The organism is Streptomyces avermitilis MA-4680 = NBRC 14893 (assembly GCF_000009765.2).
Taxonomy (GTDB): Bacteria; Actinomycetota; Actinomycetes; order Streptomycetales; family Streptomycetaceae; genus Streptomyces; species Streptomyces avermitilis.
On the sequence record NC_003155.5, the window covers coordinates 3,630,246 to 3,655,861 of the forward strand.

The window sequence follows — 25,616 nt, forward strand, 5'->3', positions numbered from 1 at the left end:
CTGGGATTGCTTTTCTCAACCGCTCCAGTAATGCTGTTTCAGCCGTTTCGACACTATCCGGCGCCACCCCGGGGACCAACCCCTAGGTTTTCCCACCCCCCTAACCTCACCCCCGGCGGTTTCAGACCTGCACACCCGCGCGGGCTTCGGCCAGCAATTCCTCACGTCCGTTTATCTTTAGCTTTCGGTAAACTCGGGTAAGGTGTTGCTCCACCGTACTCATGGTTATGTAGAGTCTTACCGAGATCTCACGGTTCGTATATCCGCTGGCGGCCAGGCCGGCGACCCGGCGTTCGGACTCGCTGAGATGTCCCCAGTCGGCGTTCCGTTCGGGTCCCTCGCCGAAGAGTTCCCCCGACGCCCCCGCGGCGTCGGGCGAACCGATCCGGTCCCGGGGCGGCTGCGCCCCGCAGCTCTTCGCCAGTTGCCGCGCCCGGCGCAGGACCATCGCCGCCTGCCGGGTCTGCCGGGTCTCCCGGTGGGCGTCGGCCAGGTCGAACAGGGTGCGCGAGAGCTCCAGCCGGTCGTCCGCGCGGCTCAGCTCCACGACGGCCCGGTTGAGCAGCCCGAGCCGGGCGGCGGGCTCCGACGCGAGCCCCTGGAGGCGCAGTGAGATGCCCTTGATGCGCGGGGCGCCGTCCTGCACCATGGCCAGCTGCTCGGTGGCCAGCCGCAGCCCCTGCTCCCGCTCCCCGAGGCGCAGCAGCGCCTCGGCCGTGTCCGTGCGCCAGGGCAGCAGGGCGGGCCAGTCCGTGCCCCACCGCTCGGCGAGGCGGCCCACCTCGTGGAAGTCACGCAGCGCCGAGTGGTACTGCCGGGTGGCCATGTAGTAGAGCCCGCGGGCCCGCAGATAGTCGAGCCAGTGGATGGTGTCGGGCAGCGAGTCCGCCATGGGCCGGCTCAACTGCCGTGCCGCGTCCTCGTACTTGCCCCGCGCGATCTGGACCGTCACCAGGTACGAGACCGCGCTGCCCTCCAGGGCCGACCGGTGCCGTTCCGGCAGGACCGCGAAACAGCGGCGGGCGTCCCGCTCCGCCTCGGCCAGATTGCCGCCGCGCAGGGCCCCCTCGGCGCGTACGGCCGCGAAGACCGCCTCCCAGCCCGGCGCGTCGCGCCGCTTCGCCTCTCGCAGGAACGTGTCGCACCAGTGCAGGGCCCGCTCGACGGCGCCGAGCGCGAGCAGCGTCCAGACCGCGTTGAGTACCAGGTCGAACGTGGCGTCGGTCAGGTGTGTGATCTCCAGCAGGCCCTCGGTGCCCGCGATGCGCTGGGCCAGCAGCGCGGCGTGCGACCCACTGAGCCAGGCGCGCAGGCCGGTGCCCGCCCGGCCCGTCGACGGCCGCCCGGCGGGGTTCTCGTGCCAGGCGGCCCGGGTGCCCGCGCACCACGCGCCCCGGTTCAGCACGCTGTCGCGGATCTCGGCGAGCTGTCGCCGCGCGGCTGTGCGGTCGGCGTCGCCGTCGCCCGGCCGCCGTCCCTGCTCCAGCACCGAGCGCGCCTGTTCCAGCCGTCCGTGGGCCAGCAGCAGCGCGGCGAGGCCGCCCGTGTCCGACGGGGTGAGCAGGCCGGCCCCGAACCCCCGCAGCGCGTCGTCCACATGGCGTTCGGCGTCGGCCGCGCTGACCCGGCGCGTGACGGAGCCGAGCCTGATCTTGATCTCGGTACGGCCCCGCGGGTCCGCGCTCGCGGCGTGGGCGAGTTCGAGGTACGACACGGCCCGCCGTGCCTCGTCCGCCAGCAGGGCCTGTTCGGCGGCCTGCTGGAGCACGCCCACCGCCCAGGCGCCGTCGGCCTGTCCGGCCTCGTGGAGGTGTTCGGCCGCCAGGGCCGCCGGTGCGCCGGAGGCGTGCAGCAACGCCGCGGACCGCTGGTGCAGCCGGAGGCGGTGCGACGGCTCCAGGGAGTCCAGGACCGCGGCCTTGGCCGCCGGGTGCTGGAAGGACGTGCCGACCACGATGCCGGCGGCCCGCAGCGCGCGCAGGTTCTCGGTGAGCGCCGCGGCGGAGATGTCGAGTAAGCGGGAGAGCAGTTCATGGGTGAACGCCCCGCCCAGCACGGCGAGTCCGGCGGCGACCTCGTGTGCCTTCTCTCCGCCGCGGTCCAGACAGGCGAGGACCGCGCGGCCGTACGCCTGCCCGGCCCGGGGCCCCACGTCCTGGGCGTCGACGGTGTCGTCGGGCTCGAGGCGGGCGTCCTCCAGGAGGGCTCGCAGCAGCAGCGGATTGCCGCCGCTGACCGCGAAGTAGCGCTCCACCGTGCCCTGACCGGCGTCCGCGCGTCCCTGCTCGGCCAGCATGTCGGCGATGTCCTGACGACAGAACCTCGGCAGCCGTATGTGTTCGAGGTTCGGCTGCCTCAGCAGTTCCGCGCCGAAGGTCCGGTCCGCCGGACCGCCGGCGAGCGACTGCGTGAACGTCAGCAGCACCGGCACGTTGCGGCAGTGCCGGGCCAGATGGAGCAGCTGGCGAAGGGAGTCGGCGTCCCCGTGGTGGATGTCGTCGACGGCCACCACCAGGGGCGCCCGCTGGGCGAGGGCGCGGACCTCGGTACAGAAGGTCCGCATCAGTTCGTACCAGGCGGCGTCGCGGCGTGCCTTGTCCCGGCCCTCCGTGGAAATCATCCGGGCCGCCGCGTCGCTCATCGTGTGAAAGCGCCGCACGAGGTCGTCCGGGAAAGGAGCCCCGTTGACCAGACTCCGGAGCACACTCAGCGGGGTGTTTCGTTCCTCGGCGATCGCCGTGGCGCGCAGAGCGATCAGGCCGAGCGATTCCACATGCCGTACGAGATCCTCCAGGATCTCGCTCTTGCCGCACCCGGCCGCCGACTCGACGAGTACGGCCCGTGATCTACCGGTGGAACGAACTGAAGAATAGGCCGCGCGCAGTCGATCTATTTCTTGACCTCGCCCAATCAGCACCATGAATCGCGAAACACCCCGCATCGATCCGACCTAAAACCAGAAGTTGCAGCGTGCAGCAGGAGACGGGAGGCACCGAAAGGCTCCGGAAATACCATTTGCCACTCCCCCGCTTTCACCCTCCAAACACTCAAAACCTGAACGAGTCAAACATCAGTGAGCAACTACTGTCAATGTGTGAAAAAATTCAGCCACTCAACGGTCAAAAATCGGCCAACACCGCAACCGCGCAGGCCGGAGCCCACACCTGTGCAGGTCGGGAGGGTGCGGACGGGTGCGGGGCCCACAGGGTTCACCGAGAAATGTCACAGCCTTCGACCGATGCGCCACCGTTCCGCAATGAGCCCGGAATCCCGCCCGAAAGGAAAGGAAACAAAAAGGCACGGAATACAGGAAGCGCACCGAATGCGCGCTCGGCCGGCCGGTCGTGTGGAATCCCGAAAAGGCGCCCGGGCATGGGCCCGACGTGACGGGGCGCGCCACCGCGTCCTCGCGGGGGCGTGACGCCGGACTCCCGGATGTACCGTTCCCCGATTCAGGAGCAACTCGTGCCGGGCCGGCTCGCACCGGCGGCACACCGCCCGCCGCTCGACACTGAACGGGGACCACCTGGGCCCGGACCGGGCCCTGCGCGGAGACCGTGGTGCGGCCCGAGCCGCACCCGGCGAGTGCTACGAAGCGACGGACGAACTGACCCGGGCGATCTCCTCGATGACGCGTGGAGCCTGGTCATTGAGGTAGAAGTGGCCGCCCGGATGGCTCCGGAGCTCGAAGTGACCGGTCGTGTGGTCCGCCCAGGCCTGCGCCTCATCGAGGCTGACCCGCGGATCCTCCACCCCGAAATGCGCGTGGATCGGCGCCGTGAGCCGCGCCCCGCCGGCGTACCGATAGGTCTCGGCCGCCTTGTAGTCGCTGCGGATGGCGGGCAGCACCATGCGCAGGATCTCCTCGTCCCCGAGCACCTCGGACCGCGTCCCGCTCAGCGTCTTCAGCTCGGCGATGATCTCGTCGTCGCCGCGCAGATGCACGCTCTCGTCACGGTGGCGCGAAGGAGCCCGCCGGCCCGAGGCGAACAGCGCGAGGGGCACGATGCCCTTCCGCTCCAGCCGCAGGGCCACCTCGAACGCGAGGGTGGCCCCCATGCTGTGGCCGAACAGCACCAGCGGCCGGTCGGCCAGGGGCTCCAGTACGGCCGTCACGGCGTCGGCCAGCTCGGCGATGTTGTCGATGCACTTCTCGTGGCGCCGGTCCTGCCGCCCCGGGTACTGGATGGCGAGTACGTCGACGCCGGGAGCCAGCGCCTTCGAAACGGGCAGGAAGTACGAGGCGGATCCACCAGCGTGTGGGAGGCAGACGAGCTTTGTGGCCGCGGTCGGCGCCGGGTGGAACTGGCGGACCCACAGGTTCCCGTCAACGCGGTTGGCACTCACCATAGAACCTTTCGTGCTACAGGTGGCCCATGGGCTGTGACCCGTCGGCCGTGCTGTCTCGCAGCACCATGCTTCGCGGCCCCTGGGTCCCCCCACAACCCCTAATCGAACGCGCATCCCCCCTACCGCCTTTTATCCATGAACAACATGGCCAGAATCCCCTCATTCCTCGGGGAACGGACAGCAAGGCCCGGAGTCGGGGGGCGAATTAGGGGTTCCACCGGGCGCAGCGGTGGATCAGGCTGTGAGGGGTACGGCCGCCGCGACCCGGCGGCCCGCATCCGGCACAGGTCCGGTGCGGGGTACGCAGGTCCGGTCAGGGACATAGGGGGCACCGGTGAGCCAGGACAGGCACGACGGCTCCACCGCCGCTCTCGGCGGCCCCTCCCACGGCGGCCGGCTCCTGGCCGTCAGCGACATCCACGTACGCCACCGACAGAACCGGGACATCGTCCAGGACCTGCACCCGGGCTGTGCCGAGGACTGGCTCATCGTCGCCGGAGACGTGGCCGAGAGCGTGGCCGACATCACCTGGGCGCTCTCCCTGCTCCGGGACCGGTTCGCCAAGGTGATCTGGGCGCCCGGCAACCACGAGCTGTGGACCGCGCCCGGCGACCCCGACGAACTGCGCGGCGAGCGCAAGTACCGGCACCTGGTGGACCTCTGCCGCGCCCTGGGAGTCGTCACCCCAGAGGACCCCTACCCCGTCTGGCACGGCGCGGGCGGTCCCGTGGCCGTCGCACCGCTCTTCCTCCTCTACGACTACAGCTTCCTGCCCCCGGGAGCCTGGTCGAAGAGCCACGCGCTGCGCCTGGCCGACGACGCCGGCGTGATCTGCACCGACGAGTTCCTGCTCCACCCGGACCCCTACCCGAGCCGTGAGGCCTGGTGCCGGGCCAGGGTGAGGGCCACCCGGGCCAGGCTCGACGCCCTGCCGGACGACCTGCCCACCGTCCTGGTCAACCACTTCCCGCTGGTCCGGGAGCCCACCCGCGTCCTCCGGCACCCCGAGTTCGCCCTGTGGTGCGGCACCACGGCGACGGCGGACTGGCACCTCCGGTACCGGGCGGCCGCGGTCGTCCACGGGCATCTGCACATTCCCCGGACGATCCGCTGCGACGACGTACCGCACCACGAGGTGTCCCTCGGCTACCCGCGGGAGTGGCAGCGGTACGGCCGGCGCCCGGACTGGCCGGTCCAGATCCTGACACCGGCACCGGCACCGGCACCGGCACCCGTGCCCGTACCCGTACCGGCACCGCCGGGCCACCGGACCGCGTCACCCGCGGACCGACGGCCATGATCGAGCAGCTGCTGCCGCCGCGCGTGCGGGCGCACGAGGTCTTCGCCGACGTCCCGGTCTCCTCGCTGCACCCCCGGGAGGCCGCCCTCGTCCAGGACGCCGTGGAGAGCCGCCGCCGGGAGTTCGCGACCGGCCGGCACTGCGCACGCCGGGCACTGGCCTCGCTCGGCGTCCCGCCCGGCCCGCTGCTCGCCACCCCGAGGGGCGCACCCCGCTGGCCCGCCGGTGTGTGCGGAGCGATCACCCACTGCGCCGGGTACCGCGCCGCCGCCGTCGCCCGCGCCCCCGGCATCAGGGCCGTCGGCATCGACGCGGAGCCCGACCGGCCGCTTCCGGAGGGAGTCCTGGAGGCCGTCGCGCTGCCCGCGGAGCAGTTCCAGGTCAAGGAGCACACGGCCCGGCACCCCGGTGTCGTCTGGGGAAAGCTGCTGTTCAGCGCGAAGGAGAGCGTCTACAAGGCGTGGTTCCCGGCGACCGGGCGGCCCCTGGGCTTCGAGGAGGCCCTGATCGACCTCGACCCCGTCAGCAGCACCTTCCGCGTACGGGTGCTCCCCACCGCCCTGCGCGCGGCCGAGCCGGAGCTGCGGGACCTTCACGGCCGCTGGCTCGTCCGGCACGGGATCATCGTCACGGCGGTCGTGGTGGACGGCCCCGGCCGGGACACACCGCACGCCCCGTCGCCGTACGACCGTACGAAGCACTCCGCGCCCACCGGCCGTTCCGCCGACCGGCCCGGCGGCCGGCCCACCGACCGCGCCACCGACCGCCCCACCGCATGACCGGCTACAGCACCGCCGCGGACGCCAACGCACGGTTCCGGCAGCTGGTCGGCAGCGGCACCCGGGCCGTACCGGTCGTCTTCGACCTGCCGACGCGCGCCGGACTCGACTCCGACGCGCCGGCGGCGCGCGGACTGGTCGGCCGGCGCGGGGTGGCCGTCGACTCGATCGACGACATGCGGGTGCTCTTCGGCGGGCTCCGCCTGGACCGGGTCGTCCCGTCGCTGGCCGTCGACGCCCCGGCGGCCCCCCTCCTCGTCCTCTACCAGCTGGTCGCCGAGGAGCACGGGGCACCGGCCCAGCGGCTGGCGGGGGCGGTCCGGGGCGACGTCTTCAAGGAGTTCCTCGCCCGCGGGCCCGGCGTCTTCCCGCTGCGGCCGTCCCTCCGTCTTGCCATGAACGTGTTCGCCTACTGCCAGGCCGAGCTGCCGCGCTGGCAGTGCCTGTCCGTGTGCGGCCACCATCTGGCCGGGACCGGCGCGGACCCGGCGCTGGAGGTCGCCTTCACCGTCGCCGGCGGCATCGAGTACCTGCGCGCGGCCGTGACGGCGGGCCTGGACGTGCGGACCGTCGCACCGCGCCTGACGCTCTGCCTCGTCGGCGGCACCACCGGCCGCGAGAACCGGGCCAAGCTACGGGCGACGCGCCGGGTGTGGACCAGGACGGCGAACGAGCGCTTCGGTTCGGGCCGGACCGCACCGCGCCTGTACGTCCGGACCCCCCGGGACGGCTTGGCCACCCTGGCGTGCACGGAGGACATCGAGGCCGGGGCGACCGCTCTGGTGGACCGGATCGAACGGCTCGGCGGGACGCTCACGGTCCTCGAACACGGCCTGGCCGGCCAACTGCTCGGCCGGCCCCACGGCGACCGGCCCGCCACGCCCCGGCCGCACCCGCCGCACCAGGACTCCCTCGACCTCCAGGCCCGGCAGACGGAGCGGCTGGCCAAGCTGCGCGCGTGGCGCGTCCAGCCCGCCGTCGACGAGGCCCTGCTACGGCTGCGGAAGGCCGCACAGGGCGACGACAACGTTCTCTACCCCATGCGGGAGGCGCTGGCGGCCAGGGCCACGGTGGGCGAGGTCTGCGACGCCCTGCGCTCGACGTGGGGGACGGGCCCCAGCGCCACCTGACTCCGACGCGGGCTCCTCAAGGGCCGCACGCCCCTCGGAGTCCGCAAGCCCGCCTCCGCAGAGGCCGCACGCCCCGCAGGAGCCGCACGCCCCTCTCGGGCCGCCCCTCACTTACGTCCCGTACCGCCCGACAGGCCGTGCGCCCGCTCGCGCTCGTGGGTCCGCTCGTGCGCCCGCTCGCGCTCGTGGGTCCGTGGGCTCGACGACAGCTCGGACAGCGCGGTGCTGCCGTGCAGCCCGAGGGCGCTCGGCTCGCGCGCCTCGGCGGCAGCGGCAGGCGCCGTCGCCGCACGGTCGCCGTGATCGCCGTCGACGGAAGCCTGAAGGCCGTCGAGGGCCGGCGCGGAGCCCGTCCTCGCCGCCCTCCGGCGCCGGTAGCGCGGCGGCACGACGTGCTCGGCCCAGCGCGGGGCGCGCGGCGTGAACCGCGGCAGCAGGAGCAGACCGAGCCCGAGGGCGCTGAGCGCGGCGATGCCCAGCACGATCCACATGGACGCCGAGTTGACGGAGTAGGCGAGCGCCCCGAAGGCGATCAGCGCCGACCAGAAGTACATGATCAGCACCGCGCGGCTGTGCGAGTGGCCGATTTCCAGCAGCCGGTGGTGCAGATGCCCGCGGTCCGCCGCGAACGGCGACTGACCGCGCCAGGTGCGCCGCACGATCGCCGACACCAGGTCGGCGGCCGGCACCGCGATGATCGTCAGCGGCAGCAGCAGCGGGATGTAGACGGGGACGGTCTGGTGGACCGTGTTGCGCTCGGAACCGGAGAACAGGTTCATCGCGTCGGGGTCGATCTGCCCGGTGATCGAGATGGCGCCCGCGGCGAGCACGAGCCCGATCAGCATCGAGCCCGAGTCACCCATGAAGATCCGCGCGGGATGCATGTTGTGCGGCAGGAAACCGAGGCACATGCCCATCAGGATCGCCGCGAAGAGGGTCGCCGGGGCGGCGGCCTCCAGTCCGTAGCCGTACCAGATCCGGTAGGCGTACATGAAGAACGCGGCGGACGCGATGCACACCATGCCGGCGGCGAGGCCGTCGAGCCCGTCGACGAAGTTCACGGCGTTGATGGTGATCACGACGAGCGCCACCGTCAGCAGGGTGCCCTGCCACTGGGTCAGGGCGAACAGCCCGAAGCCCGGGATGGGCAGCCACAGGATCGTCAGACCCTGCATGACCATGACGCCGGCGGCGATCATCTGGCCGCCCAGCTTGATCAGGGCGTCGATCTCGAACTTGTCGTCCAGGACGCCGATCAGCCAGATCAGCGCCGCTCCGGAGAGCAGCGCCCGGGGCTCGTTCGAGTCGGCGAAGACCTCGTTGAGGTTCTCCAGGTGGTCGGCGACCAGCAGACCGGCGCACAGACCGAAGAACATCGCGATCCCGCCGAGCCGGGGCGTGGGTTCCCGGTGCACGTCGCGCGCCCGGATTTCCGGCATGGCTCCGGCCACGATCGCGAACTTCCGTACCGGCCCTGTCAGCAGATACGTCACCGCGGCCGTGATGCAGAGCGTCAGCAGGTATTCACGCACAGGCTTCCCCACAGGTCTCGCTGGCCATCCTCAGCCCCACACCCTAGCTTCGCGTGCATATGGTTGAGGACTTCCGGGTAGCGACGATGGTTGCACGAGTGGCTGTGTACCAGGTCCCGTCCACCGTTCACCGGCCGGGATACGGCGGAAATCCACCAGCCAGCTCCCGCACTTCTTCACGTGCCGTCTTGCTGTCGGTCTCGTCCCGCAGCACGCCCGCGAACAGCTTGGCGACGCGGGCCATCTCGGTCTCGCCCATCCCCTGGGTGGTCAGCGCGGCCGTGCCGAGGCGCAGACCGCGGGCGTCGCCGTGAGGAAGGGCACAGGTGTCGAGGACCATGCCCGCGGCGGCCAACCGGCCGCGGGCGGTGCGGCCCTCCACGCCGAGCGGCGCGGGATCGACGGTCAGCAGGTGGGTGTCCGTGCCGCCGGTGGTGATCGCGAGCCCCTCGGCGGCCAGCCTCTCGGCGAGCACGCGCGCGTTGGCGACCACCTGACGGGCGTACGCGGCGAAAGCCGGGGTCGCCGCCTCGCCGAACGCGACGGCCTTGGCGGCGATGGTGTGCATCTGCGCGCCGCCCTGCGTGAACGGGAAGACGGCCCGGTCGATGCGCTCGGCCAGTTCACCGCCGCAGAGGATCATGCCGCCGCGGGGGCCGCGCAGCACCTTGTGGGTGGTGGCGCAGACGACATCGGCGTACGGCACCGGATTGGGCGCCGCTCCCCCGGCGACGAGCCCGATGGGGTGGGCGGCGTCGGCGATGAGATGGGCGCCCACCTCATCGGCGATCTCGCGGAACGCCGCGTAGTCGATGTGCCGGGGATAGGAGATGGATCCGCAGACGATGGCCTTCGGGCGGTGCGACCGTGCGAGGGTGCGCACCTGCTCGTAGTCGATGAGCCCGGTCTCGGCGTCCACCCCGTAGCCGACGAAGTCGAACCAGCGGCCGGAGAAGTTGGCGGGCGAGCCGTGCGTGAGATGGCCGCCGAACGGCAGGCCCATCGCGAGGACGGTGTCCCCGGGCCGCAGCAGCGCGGCGTACGCGGCGAGCACCGCGGACGAGCCGGAGTGCGACTGCACATTGGCGTGCGCGGCGCCGAACAGGGCCGTCGCCCGGTCGACGGCCAGGCGCTCGGCGACATCGACGAACTCGCAGCCGCCGTGGTACCGGGCACCGGGGTACCCCTCGGCGTACTTGTTGGCGAGCGGTGAGCCGAGGGCGGCGAGCACGGCCGGCGAGGTGAAGTTCTCGGCGGCGATCAGCTGCAACGTGGTCGACTGCCGGTCGAGCTCCCCGATGAGGATCTCGGCCAGCTCGGGATCCTGCCGACGAAGGGCCTCGAAGTCGGCCCCGGCGACGGCGGGCCGTACGGCTTCCGGTACATGCGTGACCGACATGGTGGGCTCCGGGCCTGAGCGGGGGTGAGCTACGTCCAATGTAGGCCCGGGGTGTGGGGTACGCCCGGTGTCTCACCCGCACGGGCGCACCCGACGGACGCGGGCGCACCCGAAAGAACCGGGCCGCCCCCGCGCACGCTCCCGTCACATCCGCGCGGGCACCCCCGTCAGCGCCGTCACCACCGGATCCAGCGCCTGATGTATCTCGTCCCCCACCGACCGGAAAAACGGCAACGGCGCACCGTACGGGTCATACACCTCGTCCGCCTCCGCCGTCGGCGCCAGCAACCACCCCCGCAACGCCGCCGCGGCCCGCACCAACGCCCGCGCGCGCTCCACCACACCGTCCTCCAGCGGAGGCAGCGTCGCCGGATCGATCGCCCGGACCAGGCGGGTGAACTCCTTCAGGGTGAAGGTGCGCAGGCCCGCCGAGTGGCCCATGGAGATGACCTGGGCGCGGTGGTCGCGGGTCGCCGTCAGGACCAGGTCGGCCCTGATGACGTGGTCGTCGAGGAGTTCGCGGCCCACGAAGCCGGAGGCGTCCGCGCCGAAGTCCGCGAGGACCGCCTCCGCGTTGGCCTCCATGGGCGCGCCCTCGTGGCCCCAGGTCCCCGCGCTCTCCACGATCAGCCCGCCCCACAGGGGGTCCCCGAGCCGGTCCGCCAGGGCATGACGGGTCAGCCGCTCGGTGATCGGCGAGCGGCACACGTTGCCGGTGCTGACGTGGAGGATGCGGAAGGAACCCCCAGAGAACCCATCGGCCCCTGTGATTCCCGTGCCTATGCCACGCCCCGCGTCAGGGGCTGTCAATTCGCCACCTCGAGGTCGGGTACGACCTTGCGCAGCTCCTCCGCCGACAGGGCCCCCTCGCGCAGCAGCAGCGGAATCTTGCCGCTCACGTCGACGATCGAGGAGGGAACGATGCCGGGGGTCGGGCCGCCGTCGAGGTAGACGGAGATGGAGTCGCCGAGCATCTCCTGCGCGGCGTCACAGTCCTCCGGCGCGGGGTGGCCCGTGAGGTTCGCGGAGGAGACCGCCATCGGGCCGACCTCCGACAGCAGTTCGAGCGCGACGGGGTGCAGCGGCATGCGCACGGCAACCGTGCCACGGGTGTCCCCCAGATCCCACTGGAGGGACGGCTGGTGCTTGGCGACGAGCGTGAGCGCGCCCGGCCAGAAGGCGTCGACCAGCTCCCAGGCCATCTCGGAGAAGTCCGTGACGAGCCCGTGCAGCGTGTTCGGGGAGCCGATGAGGACGGGGGTGGGCATGTTGCGGCCCCGGCCCTTGGACTGGAGGAGGTCGGCGACGGCCTCCGACGAGAACGCGTCGGCGCCCACGCCGTACACCGTGTCCGTCGGGAGCACCACGAGCTCGCCACGGCGGACGGCGGACGCGGCCTCGCGCAGACCGGTCGCGCGGTCGGTCGCGTCGTTGGTGTCGTATCGCCGAGCCATTAGCGGGCCTCCTCGTACACGTACTGCCGGCTTGAAGAAACGTCGGGCGTGCTCACGGCATCGCCCTGCGGGCCGTCGCGAAGCGCGGCCGGTTGTTGAGGTCCGGGTGGTCGGCCGCGTCGGCCCAGCCCCGCTCCTCGGTGAAGATCCACGGCACCTGGCCGCCCTGCGTGTCGGCGTGCTCGATGACGACGACGCCGCCGGGCCGCAGCAGTCGGTGCGCGGTGCGCTCGATGCCGCGGATGAGGTCGAGCCCGTCCTCTCCGGAGAACAGGGCGAGTTCGGGATCGTGGTCCCGCGCCTCGGGGGCGACGTACTCCCATTCGGTGAGCGGGATGTACGGCGGGTTGGAGATGACGAGGTCGACCTGGCCGTCGAGGTCGGGGAAGGCCTCCAGGGCGTCTCCCTGGCGCAGGTCGACCCTGGACCCCTCGACGTTCTTGCGGGTCCACCGGAGGGCGTCCTCGGACAGCTCCACGGCGTGCACGCGGGAGCGCGGCACCTCCTGCGCGAGGGCGAGCGCGATGGCGCCGGAGCCCGTACACAGGTCGACGATCAGCGGCTCGACGACATCCATGGCGCGTACGGCGTCTATGGCCCAGCCGACGACGGATTCGGTCTCCGGGCGTGGGACGAACACCCCCGGCCCCACCTGGAGTTCGAGGTAGCGGAAGTAGGCCAGCCCGGTGATGTGCTGGAGCGGCTCGCGGGCCTCGCGGCGCGCGATCATCTCCCAGTAGCGGGCGTCGAAGTCCGCGTCCTTGACGAGGTGCAGCTGGCCCCGCTTGACGCCGTGCACGAAGGCGGCGAGCTCCTCCGCGTCATTGCGCGGAGAGGGCACGCCGGCGTCGGCCAGCCGCTGGGTGGCCTGGGCCACTTCCGCGAGCAGCACGCTGCGGGGGTTTGGGGGTCGACCCCCAAAATGTTGCTGCACGCTGGTCCTCCGGGGCTGAGCTGTTGTCGTGTGCTGGGTACCGCTGTTACGCGGCGGCGAGCTTCGCGGCCGAGTCCGCGTCGACGCAGGCCTGGATCATCGCGTCGAGGTCCCCGTCGAGCACCTGGTCCAAGTTGTACGCCTTGAAGCCGACGCGGTGGTCCGAGATGCGATTCTCCGGGAAGTTGTACGTACGGATCTTCTCGGAGCGGTCGACGGTGCGGACCTGGCTGCGGCGGGCGTCCGCGGCCTCCCGCTCCGCTTCCTCCTGGGCCGCCGCGAGGAGCCTGGAGCGCAGGATACGCATCGCCTGCTCCTTGTTCTGCAACTGGCTCTTCTCGTTCTGGCAGGAGGCGACCACACCGGTGGGCAGGTGCGTGATGCGCACCGCGGAGTCGGTGGTGTTGACGGACTGGCCGCCGGGGCCCGACGAGCGGTAGACGTCGATCCGCAGGTCGTTCGCGTGGATCTCGACGTCGACCTCCTCGGCCTCGGGCGTGACCAGCACACCGGCGGCGGAGGTGTGGATACGGCCCTGCGACTCGGTCGACGGCACCCGCTGCACGCGGTGCACACCGCCCTCGTACTTCATCCGCGCCCACACGCCCTGGCCGGGCTCGGTGGCACCCTGGCCGCCCTTGGTCTTCACGGCGACCTGGACGTCCTTGTAGCCGCCGAGCTCGGACTCGGTGGAGTCGATGATCTCGGTCTTCCAGCCGACGCGCTCGGCGTAGCGCAGGTACATGCGCAGCAGATCGCCGGCGAAGAGGGCCGACTCGTCGCCGCCCGCGCCCGCCTTGATCTCGAGGATGACGTCCTTGTCGTCGCTGGGGTCACGCGGGACCAGCAGCAGCCGGAGCTTCTCGGTGAGCTCCTCGCGCTGCTTCTCCAGGTCCTTGACCTCGGCGGCGAAGTCGGGGTCGTCGGCGACGAACTCCTTCGCCGTCTCGATGTCGTCCCCGGTCTGCTTCCAGGAGCGGTACGTCGCGACGATCGGGGTCAGCTCGGCGTAGCGCTTGTTGAGCTTGCGCGCGTTGGCCTGGTCGGCGTGCACCGACGGGTCAGCGAGCTTCTTCTCCAGGTCGGCGTGCTCGCCGATGAGTTCCTCGACCGCCTCGAACATCTCCGGCTCCAATGGGCTGTCCCCCGCTCCGGTACGGGCGTGGGACGTAGGTACGGCATGGGGGTTCCCCCCGCTCGAGCGAAGTCGAGAACCTGGGGGAGGGTGGCTGCACCGCAAAGCGCCGGTCCCGATGCCCCCGGTACGGAGGCACCGGAGACCGGCGCTGTGGGCTCGCTACTTCTTGGCAGCGGCAGCCTTGCCGAAGCGGGCCTCGAAGCGGGCCACACGGCCACCGGTGTCGAGGATCTTCTGCTTGCCCGTGTAGAACGGGTGGCACTCGGAGCAGACCTCGGCGCGGACGGTGCCGCTGGAGATCGTGCTACGGGTGGTGAACGACGCGCCACAGGTGCAGCTGACCTGCGTCTCGACGTACTCGGGGTGGATGTCGCGCTTCAAGGTGTCTCCTAGTTTCGGGAGGGCGCCGGGTCGCCGCCGCGGGATGCGGGGGGCGTGAACCGGAGCCGACGTACCAGTCTGCCAGGACTGGGCGCATCCCCCAAAACCGGGGTGGGGGACGATCTATTCCCGAGGGCTTTTCGTGGCCTGTTCCCAAGGGTTTCGTGCGGCCTCCCAAGGGTTTTCGTGCGACCGGTCAGCCGGACGTCACGACACCCTTGGCGGAGCCGGTGGCCGTGCCGTGGGTGGCCGCCTTCGGGATGGCCCGGTCGTCCTTGAGTGCCTTCCAGATCAGCTGGGCCTTGGCCTTATCGACGAGGACGCGGTTGGCGTTCGCCGCGTCGTAGTGGACCGGCATCGTCACCATGTTCATGTGGGACGAGCTGATGCCCTTGAGTCCGCCGGCGAAAGACGCGAGGTCCTTGACGGAGGCCAGTTCGGAATCGGTGGTGACGGTCTTGGTCGCGGTGTCGGCGAGGTCGTACAGCTTCGTCGGGCTGGTCAGGACGCCGATGTGCTTGACCTGGTTGACCAGGGCCTTGATGAACGCCTGCTGGAGCTGGATGCGGCCGAGGTCGGAGCCGTCGCCGACGCCGTGCCGGGTGCGGACCAGGCCGAGCGCCTGCCGGCCGTCGAGCGTGTGAGTGCCGGCCTTCAGGTCGAGGTGGCTGTCCTTGTCGGCGATGTCCTTGGTGGTGGTCACCCGGACGCCACCGAGGTCGTCGATGAGGTCCTGGAAGCCGGAGAAGTCGACCTCGAGGTAGTGGTCCATGCGGATGCCGGTCATCGACTCGACGGTCTTCACCGCGCAGGCGGCGCCGCCGGTGGAGTACGCGGAGTTGAACATCGCGCTCGACGAGCCCGGGTACACGGTGCCCTTGCGGCCGGTGCACCGGGGGCGCTCGACGAGGGTGTCGCGCGGGATGGAGACCACGCTGGCCTTCTTGTGACCCCGGTAGATGTGCACGATCATCGCGGTGTCCGAGCGGGCGCTGCCGTCGTCGGTGCCGCCGCCCAGCTTCTTGTTGCTGCCGGAGCGCGTGTCCGAGCCGAGGACCAGGATGTTCTCGGAGCCGTCGTCGACCTTCAGCGGCCGGTCGGTGCCGAGGGCCTGGTTGATGTCGACGCTCTTGATGTTGCCGTTGAGCTTGAAGTAGAGGTAGCCGGCGCCGGTCCCCCCGAGGACGACGACGCCCGCGGCCGCCCAGGCCGTGATGAGCAGGGCCTTGCGGCGCGTGCCGGGGGGCTTTCTGCGGCGCCCCTTGGCGCGGCGGCGCGGGCCCTCGGTGCCGGTGCTCCCCGGTATGCCGGGTTCCGGCGTGCTCTCGGCAGACATGTGCTCCTCAGTCCTGTGTCGGTCGGTTATCCCCTGCTTTCAGGGCCAGGCCCGGTCTGTCGTGACGCGTACCGCTTCGTGGTCACTCCGTACGGTCAGACGGGGAAACTCGGGAAAGGGTTGCACAACGCAGTGTGTCCAGTGTGTGCGGATTTAGTGACGCCCAGTGACTGTGCGAGTCGGCGATACGGGGCTCACCTGCGGTTTCGCGGGAGTTTGCGGAGCGGTGCGAAGGCCCCGGCGGACGGGCCGCCTGTGGCAAAGGTCTCCGCGGGACGTACGCACGTGCAACGGAAAAGGGCCGCCCCCGGCACCGGTCGGTCGGTGTCGGGGGCGGCCCCTCTGAAGCAGACGCGTCAGTCGTTGCCGTTGCCCGGCATCGGCGTCGTCTTCTGAATCTGGAGCAGGAACTCGGCGTTCGACTTCGTCTGCTTCATCTTGTCGAGCAGCAGCTCGATCGCCTGCTGCTGGTCGAGCGCGTGCAGCACGCGACGCAGCTTCCAGGTGATGGCGAGCTCGTCGCTGCCGAGCAGGATCTCTTCCTTACGGGTGCCGGACGCATCGACGTCCACCGCCGGGAAGATGCGCTTGTCGGCGAGCTTCCGGTCGAGCTTGAGCTCCGCGTTGCCGGTGCCCTTGAACTCCTCGAAGATCACCTCGTCCATGCGCGAGCCGGTGTCGACGAGCGCGGTGGCCAGGATGGTCAGCGAGCCGCCGTCCTCGATGTTGCGCGCGGCACCGAAGAAGCGCTTCGGCGGGTACAGCGCGGTCGAGTCGACACCACCGGACAGGATGCGGCCGGAGGCGGGCGCGGCGAGGTTGTACGCACGGCCCAGACGCGTGATCGAGTCGAGCAGGACGACCACGTCGTGGCCCAGCTCCACCAGCCGCTTGGCGCGCTCGATGGCGAGCTCGGCGACCGTGGTGTGGTCCTCGGCCGGGCGGTCGAAGGTCGAGGAGATGACCTCGCCCTTCACCGACCGCTGCATGTCGGTGACCTCTTCCGGACGCTCGTCGACCAGGACGACCATCAGGTGGCACTCGGGGTTGTTGGTCGTGATCGCGTTGGCGATCGCCTGCATGATCATGGTCTTGCCGGTCTTCGGCGGGGCCACGATCAGACCGCGCTGGCCCTTACCGATCGGCGCGACGAGGTCGATGATGCGGGTCGTCAGCACGCCCGGGTCGGTCTCCAGGCGGAGCCGGTCCTGCGGGTAAAGGGGCGTCAGCTTGTTGAACTCCGGTCGCCCGCGCCCGGATTCGGGCGCCATGCCGTTGACCGAGTCGAGGCGGACGAGCGCGTTGAACTTCTCGCGCCGCTCGCCGTCCTTGGGCTGACGGACCGCGCCGGTGACGTGGTCGCCCTTGCGCAGGCCGTTCTTGCGGACCTGGGCGAGGGAGACGTACACGTCGTTCGGACCCGGCAGGTAGCCGGACGTCCGGATGAACGCGTAGTTGTCGAGGATGTCCAGGATGCCCGCGACGGGGATCAGGACGTCGTCGTCGGCGACCTGCGGCTCGTTGGCGCCGAACTCGTCGCGGCCACGGCGGCCACGGCGGTCCCGGTAACGACCGCGGCGACCGCGGCGGCCACCCTCGAAGTCGTCGTCGTCCTGCGGGCCGTTGTCACGCTGACGGTCCTGGCGGTCCTGGCGGCCGGTGGCCTGCTGCTGGCCGCCGCCGCGCTGCTGGCCGCCCTGGCCCTGCTGCTCGTCGCCCTTGTTGCCACGGCGGTCGCGGTCCCGGCCGCGGTCCCCGCGGTCGCCCCGCTCTCCACGGTCTCCACGGTCGCCCCGCTCTCCACGGTCTCCGCGGTCGCCACGGTCACGGCGGTCGCGGCGGCCCTGACGGCCCTCGCCGCCGTCGGCGGCGTCGCCCTTGGCCTCGCCGGCGGGCGTCTCGGCCTTCGGCTCGCTCTTCGCCTCGGCGGCGACCGTCTCGGGGCTGCCGGCCTCGGCGGTGGCACGGCGCCGGCGGCGCTCGGCCGGGGCGTCCTCGCTGGCGGGCTGGCCGGGGATCTCGATCTGCTGCTGCGCCACGGCCTTCTCGGCGGCGGGCTTCGCGGCCCGCTCCGCCTTCTCGGCGGGGGCGGCGTCGTCGCCCGTACGAGCCTTGGAGGTGGCACGGCGCTTGGGCTTGGTCTCGGTGGCGTCCGCGGCGGACGCTGCCGCCTTGGCCGGGGCGCCGCCGCCCGCCTGCGCCTCCTTGATGACCTCGATCAGCTGGCTCTTGCGCATCCGCGCGGTGCCCCTGATGCCGAGGCCGGATGCGACCTGCTGCAGCTCGGCCAGCACCATGCCCTCGAGGCCGGTACCGCGGCGCCGCCGGGAGCCGGCACCGGTGGCAGGCGCGGAGGCGTCCGTGGCGGGCGCGGCAGCGGTCTCCTCGACACGTGCGCCCATCAGATCGGTGGTGTCGCTCACGAAGGGTCCTTCCCTGGAGCGGACGTCGGCCTGTCTGGCTCGGCGACCGGTTGTGCTGTCCGGCTTTGGTCCTGTCTGTGTGGACCGTGCCGGGGCGGTGGACCGCCAAAGTGGCGGAAGAGAATTTCTGGTGATGGCGCTTTCCCGGGCCGTGGCACTGGAGTGTCGGTGTCACGCGGCTGGGTCACGCCGATTCCGGAGCGTGCTCGACAAACCGCTCAGCGTCCGCGTACGACGTACGCGATGACGTACGGAACACAATGCGGCTTGGGAGGCTCCCGGAAGAATGGTTGTCCCGGACGGGGACACGAAGCACCTCGCCATGGCGGGGTCGGGTGCAGACTTGAGGTTAACACTACCGGATCCAACAAACATTCCCCCTCTCCAAACCCGGCAACCGTATGCAGTTCGGCAGGTCTCTAGGCGGCAAGCGGCAGCACGCTCGCTCCCCGGGCGTCGAGGCTCAGCCGGTTGGCGGCCCAGCCCTCGCCCGCCAGACGGGCGACCTTGTCGGCCGACGCCTCGTCGGCCAGCGCCAGGACCGTGGGTCCGGCCCCGGAGATCACCGCGGGGATGCCGTCGGCCCGCAGCCGCTCCACCAGCGCCATGCTCTCCGGCATGGCCGGGGCGCGGTACTCCTGGTGCAGCCGGTCCTCCGTGGCGGGCAGCAGCAGCTCGGGGCGCCTGGTCAGGGCCTCGACGAGCAGTGCGGCACGGCCCGCGTTGGCGGCGGCGTCGACATGCGGGACGCTGCGCGGGAGCAGTCCGCGCGCGGTCTCGGTCAGGACCGCCTTTCCGGGCACGAAAACCACCGGAACGATGGAATCGGCAGGCTCCATCCTGATGGCGCGCGCGGCGCCGCCCTCCATCCAGGAGAGCGTGAAACCACCGAGGAGACAGGCCGCGACATTGTCGGGGTGTCCCTCGATCTCGGTGGCGAGCTCGAGCAGGGCGGTGTCGTCCAACTTCCCGTCCCCGCCTATGGTCACGGCTCGCGCGGCGACGATGCCGGCGCAGATGGCGGCCGACGAGGAGCCGAGGCCACGGCCGTGTGGAATGCGGTTGGCGCAAACGATCTCAAGGCCGCGCGGCTGGCCGCCCAGCAGATCGAAGGCGGTGCGCAGGGAGCGGGCGAGGAGATGCCTCTCGTCGCGCGGGAGCGTCTCGCTGCCCTCACCCGCGATGTCGATGTGCAGCCCGGAGTCGGCCACCCGGACGACCACGTCGTCGTACAGACCCAGCGACAGGCCCAGGGCGTCGAAGCCCGGACCGAGGTTGGCGCTGGTGGCGGGGACGCGCACCCGGACGGCGGCGGCACGGAACGCTGGACCGGCCATCGCTCGATGACTCTCCTTGAGCTGCGGGATTGTCGAATGACATTCGCTACGACATTGGATACGTACACGGAGACCCTGAGGCCGCAATGACGGCGCGGCACCGCGGCATATGCGGCGGGCGGGTTCAGTACAGCCTATCGAAGGAAGGTTCTGTGGCGACATAGGGCGCACGGGAGGCGCACGATGCGTGTCGTAAGCCCCCCGTGCACCCCTCATGGGGTGCAGCATGGGGTTACCGGGGGTTACCCCCCAAAACCCCTGCCTGTACCGCCCACCCCTACCGCCCGGGCGAACCGTTCGAGCCGCCTGAACCGCTCGAACCGCCCGGGCGAACCGTTTACGCGAGCCCGAGCCGCTCGGCCGCCGTGGCCGCGTCGACCGGGACCGTGACCGGCTGCGGAGCGCCCGCGACGGCCCAGTCGGGGTCCTTGAGGCCGTTGCCGGTGACCGTGCAGACGATGGTCTGGCCCGGGTCGACCTTGCCCTGCTCGGCGGCCTTCAGCAGACCGGCGACGGACGCGGCGGACGCGGGCTCGACGAAGACGCCCTCCTGCGCGGCCAACAGCCGGTAGGCGCGCAGAATCTCACGGTCCGTCACCTCGTCGATGAAACCGCCGGATTCGTCCTTCGCCGCCAGCGCGAACTTCCAGGACGCCGGGTTGCCGATACGGATCGCGGTGGCGATGGTCGACGGGTCCTTGACGACCTCGCCACGCACGATCGGGGCGGAGCCGGATGCCTGGAAGCCCCACATACGGGGCTTGTGGCGGGCGATGCCGTCGGCGGCGTACTCCTGATAGCCCTTCCAGTACGCGGTGATGTTGCCCGCGTTGCCGACCGGGAGGACGTGGATGTCGGGCGCGTCACCGAGCATGTCGACGATCTCGAACGCCGCGGTCTTCTGCCCCTCGATACGCACCGGGTTGACCGAATTGACCAGCGCCACCGGGTAGTTGTCGGACAGGTTGCGCGCGAGGGTGAGGCAGTCGTCGAAGTTGCCATCGACCTGGAGGATCTTCGCGCCGTGCACGAGGGCCTGGCCCATCTTGCCGAGGGCGATCTTGCCCTGCGGGACGAGCACGGCGCAGACCATGCCCGCGCGTACGGCGTACGCGGCGGCGGAGGCCGACGTGTTGCCGGTGGAGGCGCAGATGACCGCCTTCGCGCCCTCCTCCTTGGCCCGCGTGATGGCCATGGTCATGCCGCGGTCCTTGAAGGACCCGGTGGGGTTGGCGCCCTCCACCTTGAGGTGGACCTCGCAGCCCGTGCGCTCGGAGAGCACCTGCGCGGGCACGAGCGGCGTCCCGCCCTCACGGAGCGTCACGACCGGCGTACTGTCGGAGACGGGCAGCCGGTCCCGGTACTCCTCGATGATTCCGCGCCACTGGTGGGTCATTGCTCGTTACTCTCCTTCAACCCGCATGATGCTGGCGACACCCCGCACGGTGTCGAGGCTGCGCAGTGCCTCGACGGTCCCGCTCAGGGACGCGTCGGACGCACGGTGGGTGACGACGACGAGGGAGGCCTCGCCGTCCTTGCCCTGCTGACGCACGGTATCGATCGACACCCCGTGCTCGGCGAAGACGGTGGCAACCTGGGCGAGAACACCCGGTTTGTCGGCCACGTCAAGGCTGATGTGGTAGCGCGTGACGACCTCGCCCATGGGCGACACGGGCAGGGCGGCGTACGCGGACTCGCCGGGCCCGGTCGTGCCGCTGAGCTTGTTGCGACACACGGCGACCAGGTCGCCGAGCACGGCGGAGGCGGTCGGCGAGCCGCCCGCACCCGGCCCGTAGAACATGAGCTGCCCGGACGCGTCCGACTCGACGAAGACGGCGTTGTACGCGCCGCGCACGGAGGCGAGCGGGTGGGTGAGCGGAATCATCGCGGGGTGCACGCGCGCGGTGACGGAACCCCCGTCCGCGGCCCGCTCACAGATGGCGAGCAGCTTGATGGTGCAGCCCATGTTCTTCGCCGAGGCGAAGTCGGCGGCGGTGACCTCGGCCATGCCCTCGCGGTAGACGTCGTCGAGACGCACGCGCGTGTGGAAGGCGATTCCGGCGAGGATGGCGGCCTTGGCGGCGGCGTCGAACCCCTCGACGTCGGCGGTCGGGTCGGCCTCGGCGTACCCGAGCGCGGTGGCCTCGTCGAGGGCTTCCTGGTAGCCGGCGCCCGTCGAGTCCATCTTGTCGAGGATGAAGTTGGTGGTGCCGTTGACGATGCCGAGCACACGGTTGACCTTGTCGCCGGCGAGGGACTCGCGCAGCGGCCGGATCAGCGGGATGGCACCGGCGACGGCGGCCTCGTAGTAGAGGTCGCGGCCGTGCTCCTCGGCGACGGCGTGCAGGGCGGCGCCGTCCTGGGCGAGGAGCGCCTTGTTGGCGGAGACGACGGACGCGCCGTGCTCGAAGGCCGTGGTGATCAGGGCACGGGCGGGCTCGATACCGCCGATGACCTCGACGACGACGTCGATGTCGCCCCGTTTGACGAGGGCGGTGGCGTCGGTGGTGACCAGTGCGGGGTCGATGCCCTCACGCACCTTGGAGGGCCGGCGGACGGCCACGCCCGCGAGTTCCACCGGGGCCCCGATCCTGGCGGCGAGATCGTCGGCGTGCGTCGTCATGATGCGCGCCACCTCTGAGCCGACAACCCCACAGCCCAGCAGCGCCACCTTCAGCGGACGCGTACGCATCATCCGACCTCGTTTCCTCATACCGTCTACGGTTGGACCAGTCTCACTCACCGAACGGGACTTTCCGGCCTTTGTCCGGATCGTGAGACGTCTATTTCATTTTCCCGGCGGCGGAAATCAGGAGATCTTCCGCCGCCGTACAGCTGCTGCCGTCCGTCATCCGACGTCGAGACGCAGGATGTCCTCTTCCGTCTCGCGGCGGACGATCACCCGGGCCTCACCGTCGTGCACGGCGACGACCGGCGGGCGCAGGGCGTGGTTGTAGTTGCTGGCCATGGAGCGGCAGTACGCGCCGGTGGCGGGGACCGCGATGAGGTCGCCGGGTGCCAGGTCGGCGGGCAGGAAGGCGTCCTTCACGACGATGTCGCCGCTCTCGCAGTGCTTGCCGACGACGCGGACGAGCATCGGCTCGGCGTCGGACGCGCGGGAGACGAGAGCGACGCTGTACTCGGCGTCGTAGAGGGCGGTCCGGATGTTGTCGGACATGCCGCCGTCGACGGAGACGTAGGTACGCAGTCCGTCGAGGGGCTTGATGGTGCCGACTTCGTAGAGGGTGAAGGCGGTCGGCCCGACGATGGCGCGCCCGGGCTCGACGGAGATACGCGGAGTCCGCAGCTTCGCGGCCTCGCACTCACGCGTGACGATCTCACTGAGCGCCTTGGCGATCTCGTGCGGCTCGCGCGGGTCGTCCTCACTCGTGTACGCGATGCCGAGACCGCCGCCGAGGTCGATCTCGGGCAGCTCGACGCCGTGCTCGTCACGGACCTCGGCGAGCAGCTTCACGACCCGGCGCGCGGCGACCTCGAACCCGGCCATGTCGAAGATCTGCGACCCGATGTGGCTGTGGATTCCGACGAGTTCGAGCCCGTCGAGCGCGAGCGCACGCCGTACGGCCTCCGCCGCCTGCCCGTCGGCGAGGCCGATCCCGAACTTCTGGTCCTCGTGGGCGGTGGCGATGAACTCGTGGGTGTGGGCCTCGACGCCGACCGTCACCCGGATCTGCGCGCGCTGCCGCTTGCCGAGGGACTGGGCGATGTGCGCGACACGCACGATCTCCTGGAAGGAGTCGAGAACGATGCGTCCGACGCCGGCCTCGACGGCCGTGCGGATCTCTTCCTCGGACTTGTTGTTGCCGTGGAAGGCGATGCGGTCGGCGGGCATCCCGGCGGAGAGGGCGGTGGCGAGCTCTCCCCCGGAGCACACGTCCAGGTTGAGCCCCTCTTCGTGCAGCCAGCGGACAACGGCCCGCGACAGGAAGGCCTTCCCGGCGTAGAAGACGTCGGCGTCGTGCCCGAAGGCGGTGCGCCAGGCGCGGGCACGCTCGCGGAAGTCGGCCTCGTCGAGGAAGTAGCCGGGGGTGCCGAACTCCTCGGCGAGCTGCTTGACGTCGATGCCGCCGACGCGCACCACCCCGTCGTCGCCGCGGCTGACGGTGTGGGACCAGACCTTCGGGTCAAGGGCGTTGAGATCTGCGGCCGGGGCGCTGTAGTGGCCCTCGGGGAGGACGTCGGCGTGACGGGGCCCGGCGGGGTGTGCGGAACGGCTCATGGTCTGTGTGGCTCTCTCAGGTGTCAGAGGTAGTCGGGTGCGCTGATGCCGAGGAGGGACAGGCCACCGGCCAGCACCGTCCCGGCGGCTTCGGCGAGGGCGAGCCGGGCACGGTGGGCGGCCGAGGGTTTCTCGTCGCCGAGCGGCAGCACGGTGTGCTGGAAGGCGAGGAACGCGTCGGCGGTGGCGACGAGGTGCCGGGCGAGCCGGTCGGGGGCGTGCTGGGCCGCGGCGGCGCTCAGGGCGTGCGGGTACCCGGCGAGCTCCCGGACGAGAACCTCTGCGCCGGGTACGTCAACGGGTACGTCACCGGGTTCGCCGTGGAACCCCAGCCGGGCGGCGCAACGGGTGAGCGCACGGGCACGCGCGTGGGCGTACCGGATCCGGAAGAGGGGGTTGCTCTCGCGCTGCGCGAGGTGGTCGGCGGTGATGCGGGGCCGGTCGTGGGCGGCGGGGTGCAACAGCGCCCAGCGGGCGGCGTCGGCACCGAGGGGGGCGGGGTCCTCGGGCGCGGGCACGGGCCGCAGGGTGACAGCCTCCCCCGCCCGCACATGATCGACCTCGGCGCGACCGCCCTGGCTGGCGACGATACGGACGAGGCTGTCGGCGACGACTTCGGCGCGGATGTCGTACGGGATGCGGAGGGGGATGACTTGGCCGGTGAGGGTGGGGGTGTGGCCGTAGGGGGTGCCGTGACTGTCATGGCCACTGTCGATTGCATGCCCGATTGCGTGCCCGTTGGCGTGCCCGTTCGCGTGCCCGTCGAGGATCTCGCGTACGAGGGCGATGGTGGCGGTGGCCGCTTCGAGATGGATGTTGAGGAAGCCGGGGCCGGTGATCTCGACACCGGCGACACCGGCGGTACGGCTGAGGTGGGGGCGCAGGATCTCGGCGACCTGGCGGGGCGGGCGTCCGGCGGGGCGGGCCAGCTGGAGCGCGATGTTGGTGGCGTAGTCCCCACAGCCGCCGGGCCCGGGCGGCGTGACCACGGCCCGTACGGGAACGGCCACGCTCAGCTCACCCTCGTCCACGGCACAACGCACCGCGCGCAGCACGGTGCGGGAGAGCTCGACGGGGGTCACGGGACAAGCGTAGGGGAGGAGGGGGGTGGGAATGCGAGTCGGTTTACTCGGGGGTCCGGGATATGGACGGGGCGGGGTGGGCACTGGGGGACGATCAGCCGCAACGCGGCGCACCGTTCTCCGCCCCGCTTCTCCCCGCCGCGTCTCCGCACGTCTTCGTCAGGTGCCGGCGCGGTCACCCGCCCGCTCGGCCCCACCGGCCCCACCGGCGCCGCAGGGACTGCCGAGGGAGGCCGGGTCACCGTCGCCTCCCCCGCTTCCCCCTCCCTCACTGTCTCGCTCCATCAACTGCCGTACGAGCCGCACGAGTTCGGCGGGCTCGAACGGCTTGGCGAGGAAGGCGTCGACGCCGACACCGAGCCCGGCCTCGACCTCGTACTGCGTACAGGCACTCACGATCGCGAGGGGCAGATCACGGGTCCGCGGATCGGCACGGAGGCGGGCGGCGGTCCGCAGCCCGTCGAGCCGGGGCATGACGACATCAAGGGTGACGACATCGGGGCGTACCTGATGAACGACATCCAGACACTCGGCACCGTCAGCCGCGGTCACGACCTCGAGACCCTCCAGCTCGAGGTTGACCCTGATCAGCTGCCGGATGACCTTGTTGTCGTCCACAACAAGCACCCGGCCGGACGCGCCTGGCACAACTCGAGAGTAGGTCGGCACCCACGACCGCGTCCGGCTTTTCCCCACTTCCCCCTCGTCCGGGGCCGCGACACCGCTCCCCCGCCACCCCCAAAACCTGTTCATGGGGACCCTGAAAGAGCTGGTAGGGTTCTACCCGTCGCAGCGCAACGC

19 protein-coding genes and 1 pseudogene are annotated in these 25,616 nt (G+C 71.1%); 3 read left to right on the forward strand and 17 right to left on the reverse strand.

What is annotated here, in order from left to right:
- Nucleotides 1–121 precede the first annotated feature (121 nt).
- Both SAVERM_RS15075 and SAVERM_RS15080 read right to left on the reverse strand, forming a co-directional pair.
- Entirely contained in the window at nt 122–2,920 is a 2,799-nt protein-coding gene (locus SAVERM_RS15075; RefSeq protein ID WP_159029021.1) for a helix-turn-helix transcriptional regulator, read from the reverse strand.
- Nucleotides 2,921–3,588: 668 nt separating this feature from the next.
- Nucleotides 3,589–4,350: a thioesterase II family protein gene (locus SAVERM_RS15080; RefSeq protein WP_037648927.1), complete on the reverse strand. Its 762-nt coding sequence runs from the start codon at nt 4,348–4,350 to the stop codon at nt 3,589–3,591.
- Nucleotides 4,351–4,684: 334 nt separating this feature from the next.
- On the opposite strand from SAVERM_RS15080, the gene SAVERM_RS15085 reads away from it, so the two are divergent.
- The 3 genes and pseudogenes from SAVERM_RS15085 to SAVERM_RS45335 all read left to right on the forward strand — a co-directional run.
- Complete coding sequence (locus SAVERM_RS15085; protein WP_010984336.1) at nt 4,685–5,650, forward strand: metallophosphoesterase family protein; 966 nt, start codon at nt 4,685–4,687, stop codon at nt 5,648–5,650.
- Nucleotides 5,647–6,429 carry a 4'-phosphopantetheinyl transferase family protein gene (locus SAVERM_RS45940; protein WP_010984337.1) on the forward strand — a complete coding sequence of 261 codons (783 nt, stop codon included), beginning with the start codon at nt 5,647–5,649 and terminating at the stop codon, nt 6,427–6,429. Before SAVERM_RS15085 ends, SAVERM_RS45940 begins: the two co-directional genes overlap by 4 nt.
- Nucleotides 6,378–7,559 (forward strand): annotated as a pseudogene (locus SAVERM_RS45335) (methylmalonyl-CoA mutase family protein); the annotation flags it as partial. The gene SAVERM_RS45940 and the pseudogene SAVERM_RS45335, both read left to right, overlap by 52 nt.
- Before the next feature lie 107 nt (nt 7,560–7,666).
- Here the strand turns inward: SAVERM_RS45335 and SAVERM_RS15100 are convergent.
- The 15 genes from SAVERM_RS15100 to SAVERM_RS15170 all read right to left on the reverse strand — a co-directional run bounded on the left by SAVERM_RS15100 (nt 7,667) and on the right by SAVERM_RS15170 (nt 25,568).
- Nucleotides 7,667–9,091 carry an MraY family glycosyltransferase gene (locus SAVERM_RS15100; RefSeq protein ID WP_010984339.1) on the reverse strand — a complete coding sequence of 475 codons (1,425 nt, stop codon included), beginning with the start codon at nt 9,089–9,091 and terminating at the stop codon, nt 7,667–7,669.
- 127 nt (nt 9,092–9,218) lie between these two features.
- The gene (locus tag SAVERM_RS15105) at nt 9,219–10,490 is read right to left on the reverse strand and encodes a serine hydroxymethyltransferase (RefSeq protein ID WP_010984340.1); all 1,272 of its coding nucleotides are present in this window, start codon (nt 10,488–10,490) and stop codon (nt 9,219–9,221) included.
- A gap of 144 nt (nt 10,491–10,634) precedes the next feature.
- Nucleotides 10,635–11,300 carry an arsenate reductase/protein-tyrosine-phosphatase family protein gene (locus SAVERM_RS15110; RefSeq protein ID WP_010984341.1) on the reverse strand — a complete coding sequence of 222 codons (666 nt, stop codon included), beginning with the start codon at nt 11,298–11,300 and terminating at the stop codon, nt 10,635–10,637.
- Nucleotides 11,297–11,944, reverse strand: coding sequence for an L-threonylcarbamoyladenylate synthase (locus SAVERM_RS15115; protein WP_010984342.1), 648 nt, complete (start codon nt 11,942–11,944; stop codon nt 11,297–11,299). The genes SAVERM_RS15110 and SAVERM_RS15115 overlap by 4 nt, the downstream gene beginning before the upstream one ends.
- 52 nt (nt 11,945–11,996) lie before the next feature.
- Complete coding sequence (gene prmC / locus SAVERM_RS15120) at nt 11,997–12,836, reverse strand: peptide chain release factor N(5)-glutamine methyltransferase (protein WP_037648928.1); 840 nt, start codon at nt 12,834–12,836, stop codon at nt 11,997–11,999.
- 88 nt (nt 12,837–12,924) lie between these two features.
- Nucleotides 12,925–14,001 carry a peptide chain release factor 1 gene (gene prfA / locus SAVERM_RS15125; protein WP_010984344.1) on the reverse strand — a complete coding sequence of 359 codons (1,077 nt, stop codon included), beginning with the start codon at nt 13,999–14,001 and terminating at the stop codon, nt 12,925–12,927.
- A 174-nt stretch (nt 14,002–14,175) separates the two neighbouring features.
- Nucleotides 14,176–14,397, reverse strand: a complete 222-nt coding sequence (rpmE, locus tag SAVERM_RS15130; protein WP_010984345.1) for a 50S ribosomal protein L31 — start codon at nt 14,395–14,397, stop codon at nt 14,176–14,178.
- Nucleotides 14,398–14,593: 196 nt separating this feature from the next.
- Nucleotides 14,594–15,733, reverse strand: coding sequence for an LCP family protein (locus tag SAVERM_RS15135; protein ID WP_010984346.1), 1,140 nt, complete (start codon nt 15,731–15,733; stop codon nt 14,594–14,596).
- Between the two features lie 356 nt (nt 15,734–16,089).
- On the reverse strand, nt 16,090–18,156 hold the full coding sequence (gene rho / locus SAVERM_RS15140; protein ID WP_010984347.1) for a transcription termination factor Rho: 2,067 nt from the start codon (nt 18,154–18,156) through the stop codon (nt 16,090–16,092).
- 419 nt (nt 18,157–18,575) lie between these two features.
- The gene (gene thrB, locus SAVERM_RS15145; protein ID WP_010984348.1) at nt 18,576–19,493 is read right to left on the reverse strand and encodes a homoserine kinase; all 918 of its coding nucleotides are present in this window, start codon (nt 19,491–19,493) and stop codon (nt 18,576–18,578) included.
- Nucleotides 19,494–19,830: 337 nt separating this feature from the next.
- Nucleotides 19,831–20,889, reverse strand: coding sequence for a threonine synthase (thrC, locus tag SAVERM_RS41630; RefSeq protein ID WP_010984349.1), 1,059 nt, complete (start codon nt 20,887–20,889; stop codon nt 19,831–19,833).
- Nucleotides 20,890–20,895: 6 nt separating this feature from the next.
- Nucleotides 20,896–22,185, reverse strand: coding sequence for a homoserine dehydrogenase (locus tag SAVERM_RS41635; protein WP_010984350.1), 1,290 nt, complete (start codon nt 22,183–22,185; stop codon nt 20,896–20,898).
- Between the two features lie 156 nt (nt 22,186–22,341).
- Entirely contained in the window at nt 22,342–23,733 is a 1,392-nt protein-coding gene (gene lysA / locus SAVERM_RS15160; RefSeq protein WP_010984351.1) for a diaminopimelate decarboxylase, read from the reverse strand.
- 23 nt (nt 23,734–23,756) lie between these two features.
- Complete coding sequence (gene nrtL, locus SAVERM_RS15165) at nt 23,757–24,815, reverse strand: ArgS-related anticodon-binding protein NrtL (RefSeq protein WP_010984352.1); 1,059 nt, start codon at nt 24,813–24,815, stop codon at nt 23,757–23,759.
- 159 nt (nt 24,816–24,974) lie between these two features.
- Nucleotides 24,975–25,568, reverse strand: coding sequence for a response regulator (locus tag SAVERM_RS15170; RefSeq protein ID WP_010984353.1), 594 nt, complete (start codon nt 25,566–25,568; stop codon nt 24,975–24,977).
- Between the last annotated feature and the right edge of the window lie 48 nt (nt 25,569–25,616).

Excerpts from the sequence above, each read along its gene's own strand:
- SAVERM_RS15075 (WP_159029021.1), bottom strand. The coding sequence starts at position 2,920 with ATGGTGCTGATTGGGCGAGGTCAAGAAATAGATCGACTGCGCGCGGCC.
- SAVERM_RS15080 (WP_037648927.1), bottom strand. The coding sequence starts at position 4,350 with ATGGTGAGTGCCAACCGCGTTGACGGGAACCTGTGGGTCCGCCAGTTC.
- SAVERM_RS45940 (WP_010984337.1), top strand. The coding sequence starts at position 5,647 with ATGATCGAGCAGCTGCTGCCGCCGCGCGTGCGGGCGCACGAGGTCTTC.
- SAVERM_RS15105 (WP_010984340.1), bottom strand. The coding sequence starts at position 10,490 with ATGTCGGTCACGCATGTACCGGAAGCCGTACGGCCCGCCGTCGCCGGG.
- SAVERM_RS15115 (WP_010984342.1), bottom strand. The coding sequence starts at position 11,944 with ATGGCTCGGCGATACGACACCAACGACGCGACCGACCGCGCGACCGGT.
- prfA (WP_010984344.1), bottom strand. The coding sequence starts at position 14,001 with ATGTTCGAGGCGGTCGAGGAACTCATCGGCGAGCACGCCGACCTGGAG.
- SAVERM_RS15135 (WP_010984346.1), bottom strand. The coding sequence starts at position 15,733 with ATGTCTGCCGAGAGCACGCCGGAACCCGGCATACCGGGGAGCACCGGC.
- thrB (WP_010984348.1), bottom strand. The coding sequence starts at position 19,493 with ATGGCCGGTCCAGCGTTCCGTGCCGCCGCCGTCCGGGTGCGCGTCCCC.
- thrC (WP_010984349.1), bottom strand. The coding sequence starts at position 20,889 with ATGACCCACCAGTGGCGCGGAATCATCGAGGAGTACCGGGACCGGCTG.
- SAVERM_RS41635 (WP_010984350.1), bottom strand. The coding sequence starts at position 22,185 with ATGCGTACGCGTCCGCTGAAGGTGGCGCTGCTGGGCTGTGGGGTTGTC.
- lysA (WP_010984351.1), bottom strand. The coding sequence starts at position 23,733 with ATGAGCCGTTCCGCACACCCCGCCGGGCCCCGTCACGCCGACGTCCTC.
- SAVERM_RS15170 (WP_010984353.1), bottom strand. The coding sequence starts at position 25,568 with ATGAACAGGTTTTGGGGGTGGCGGGGGAGCGGTGTCGCGGCCCCGGAC.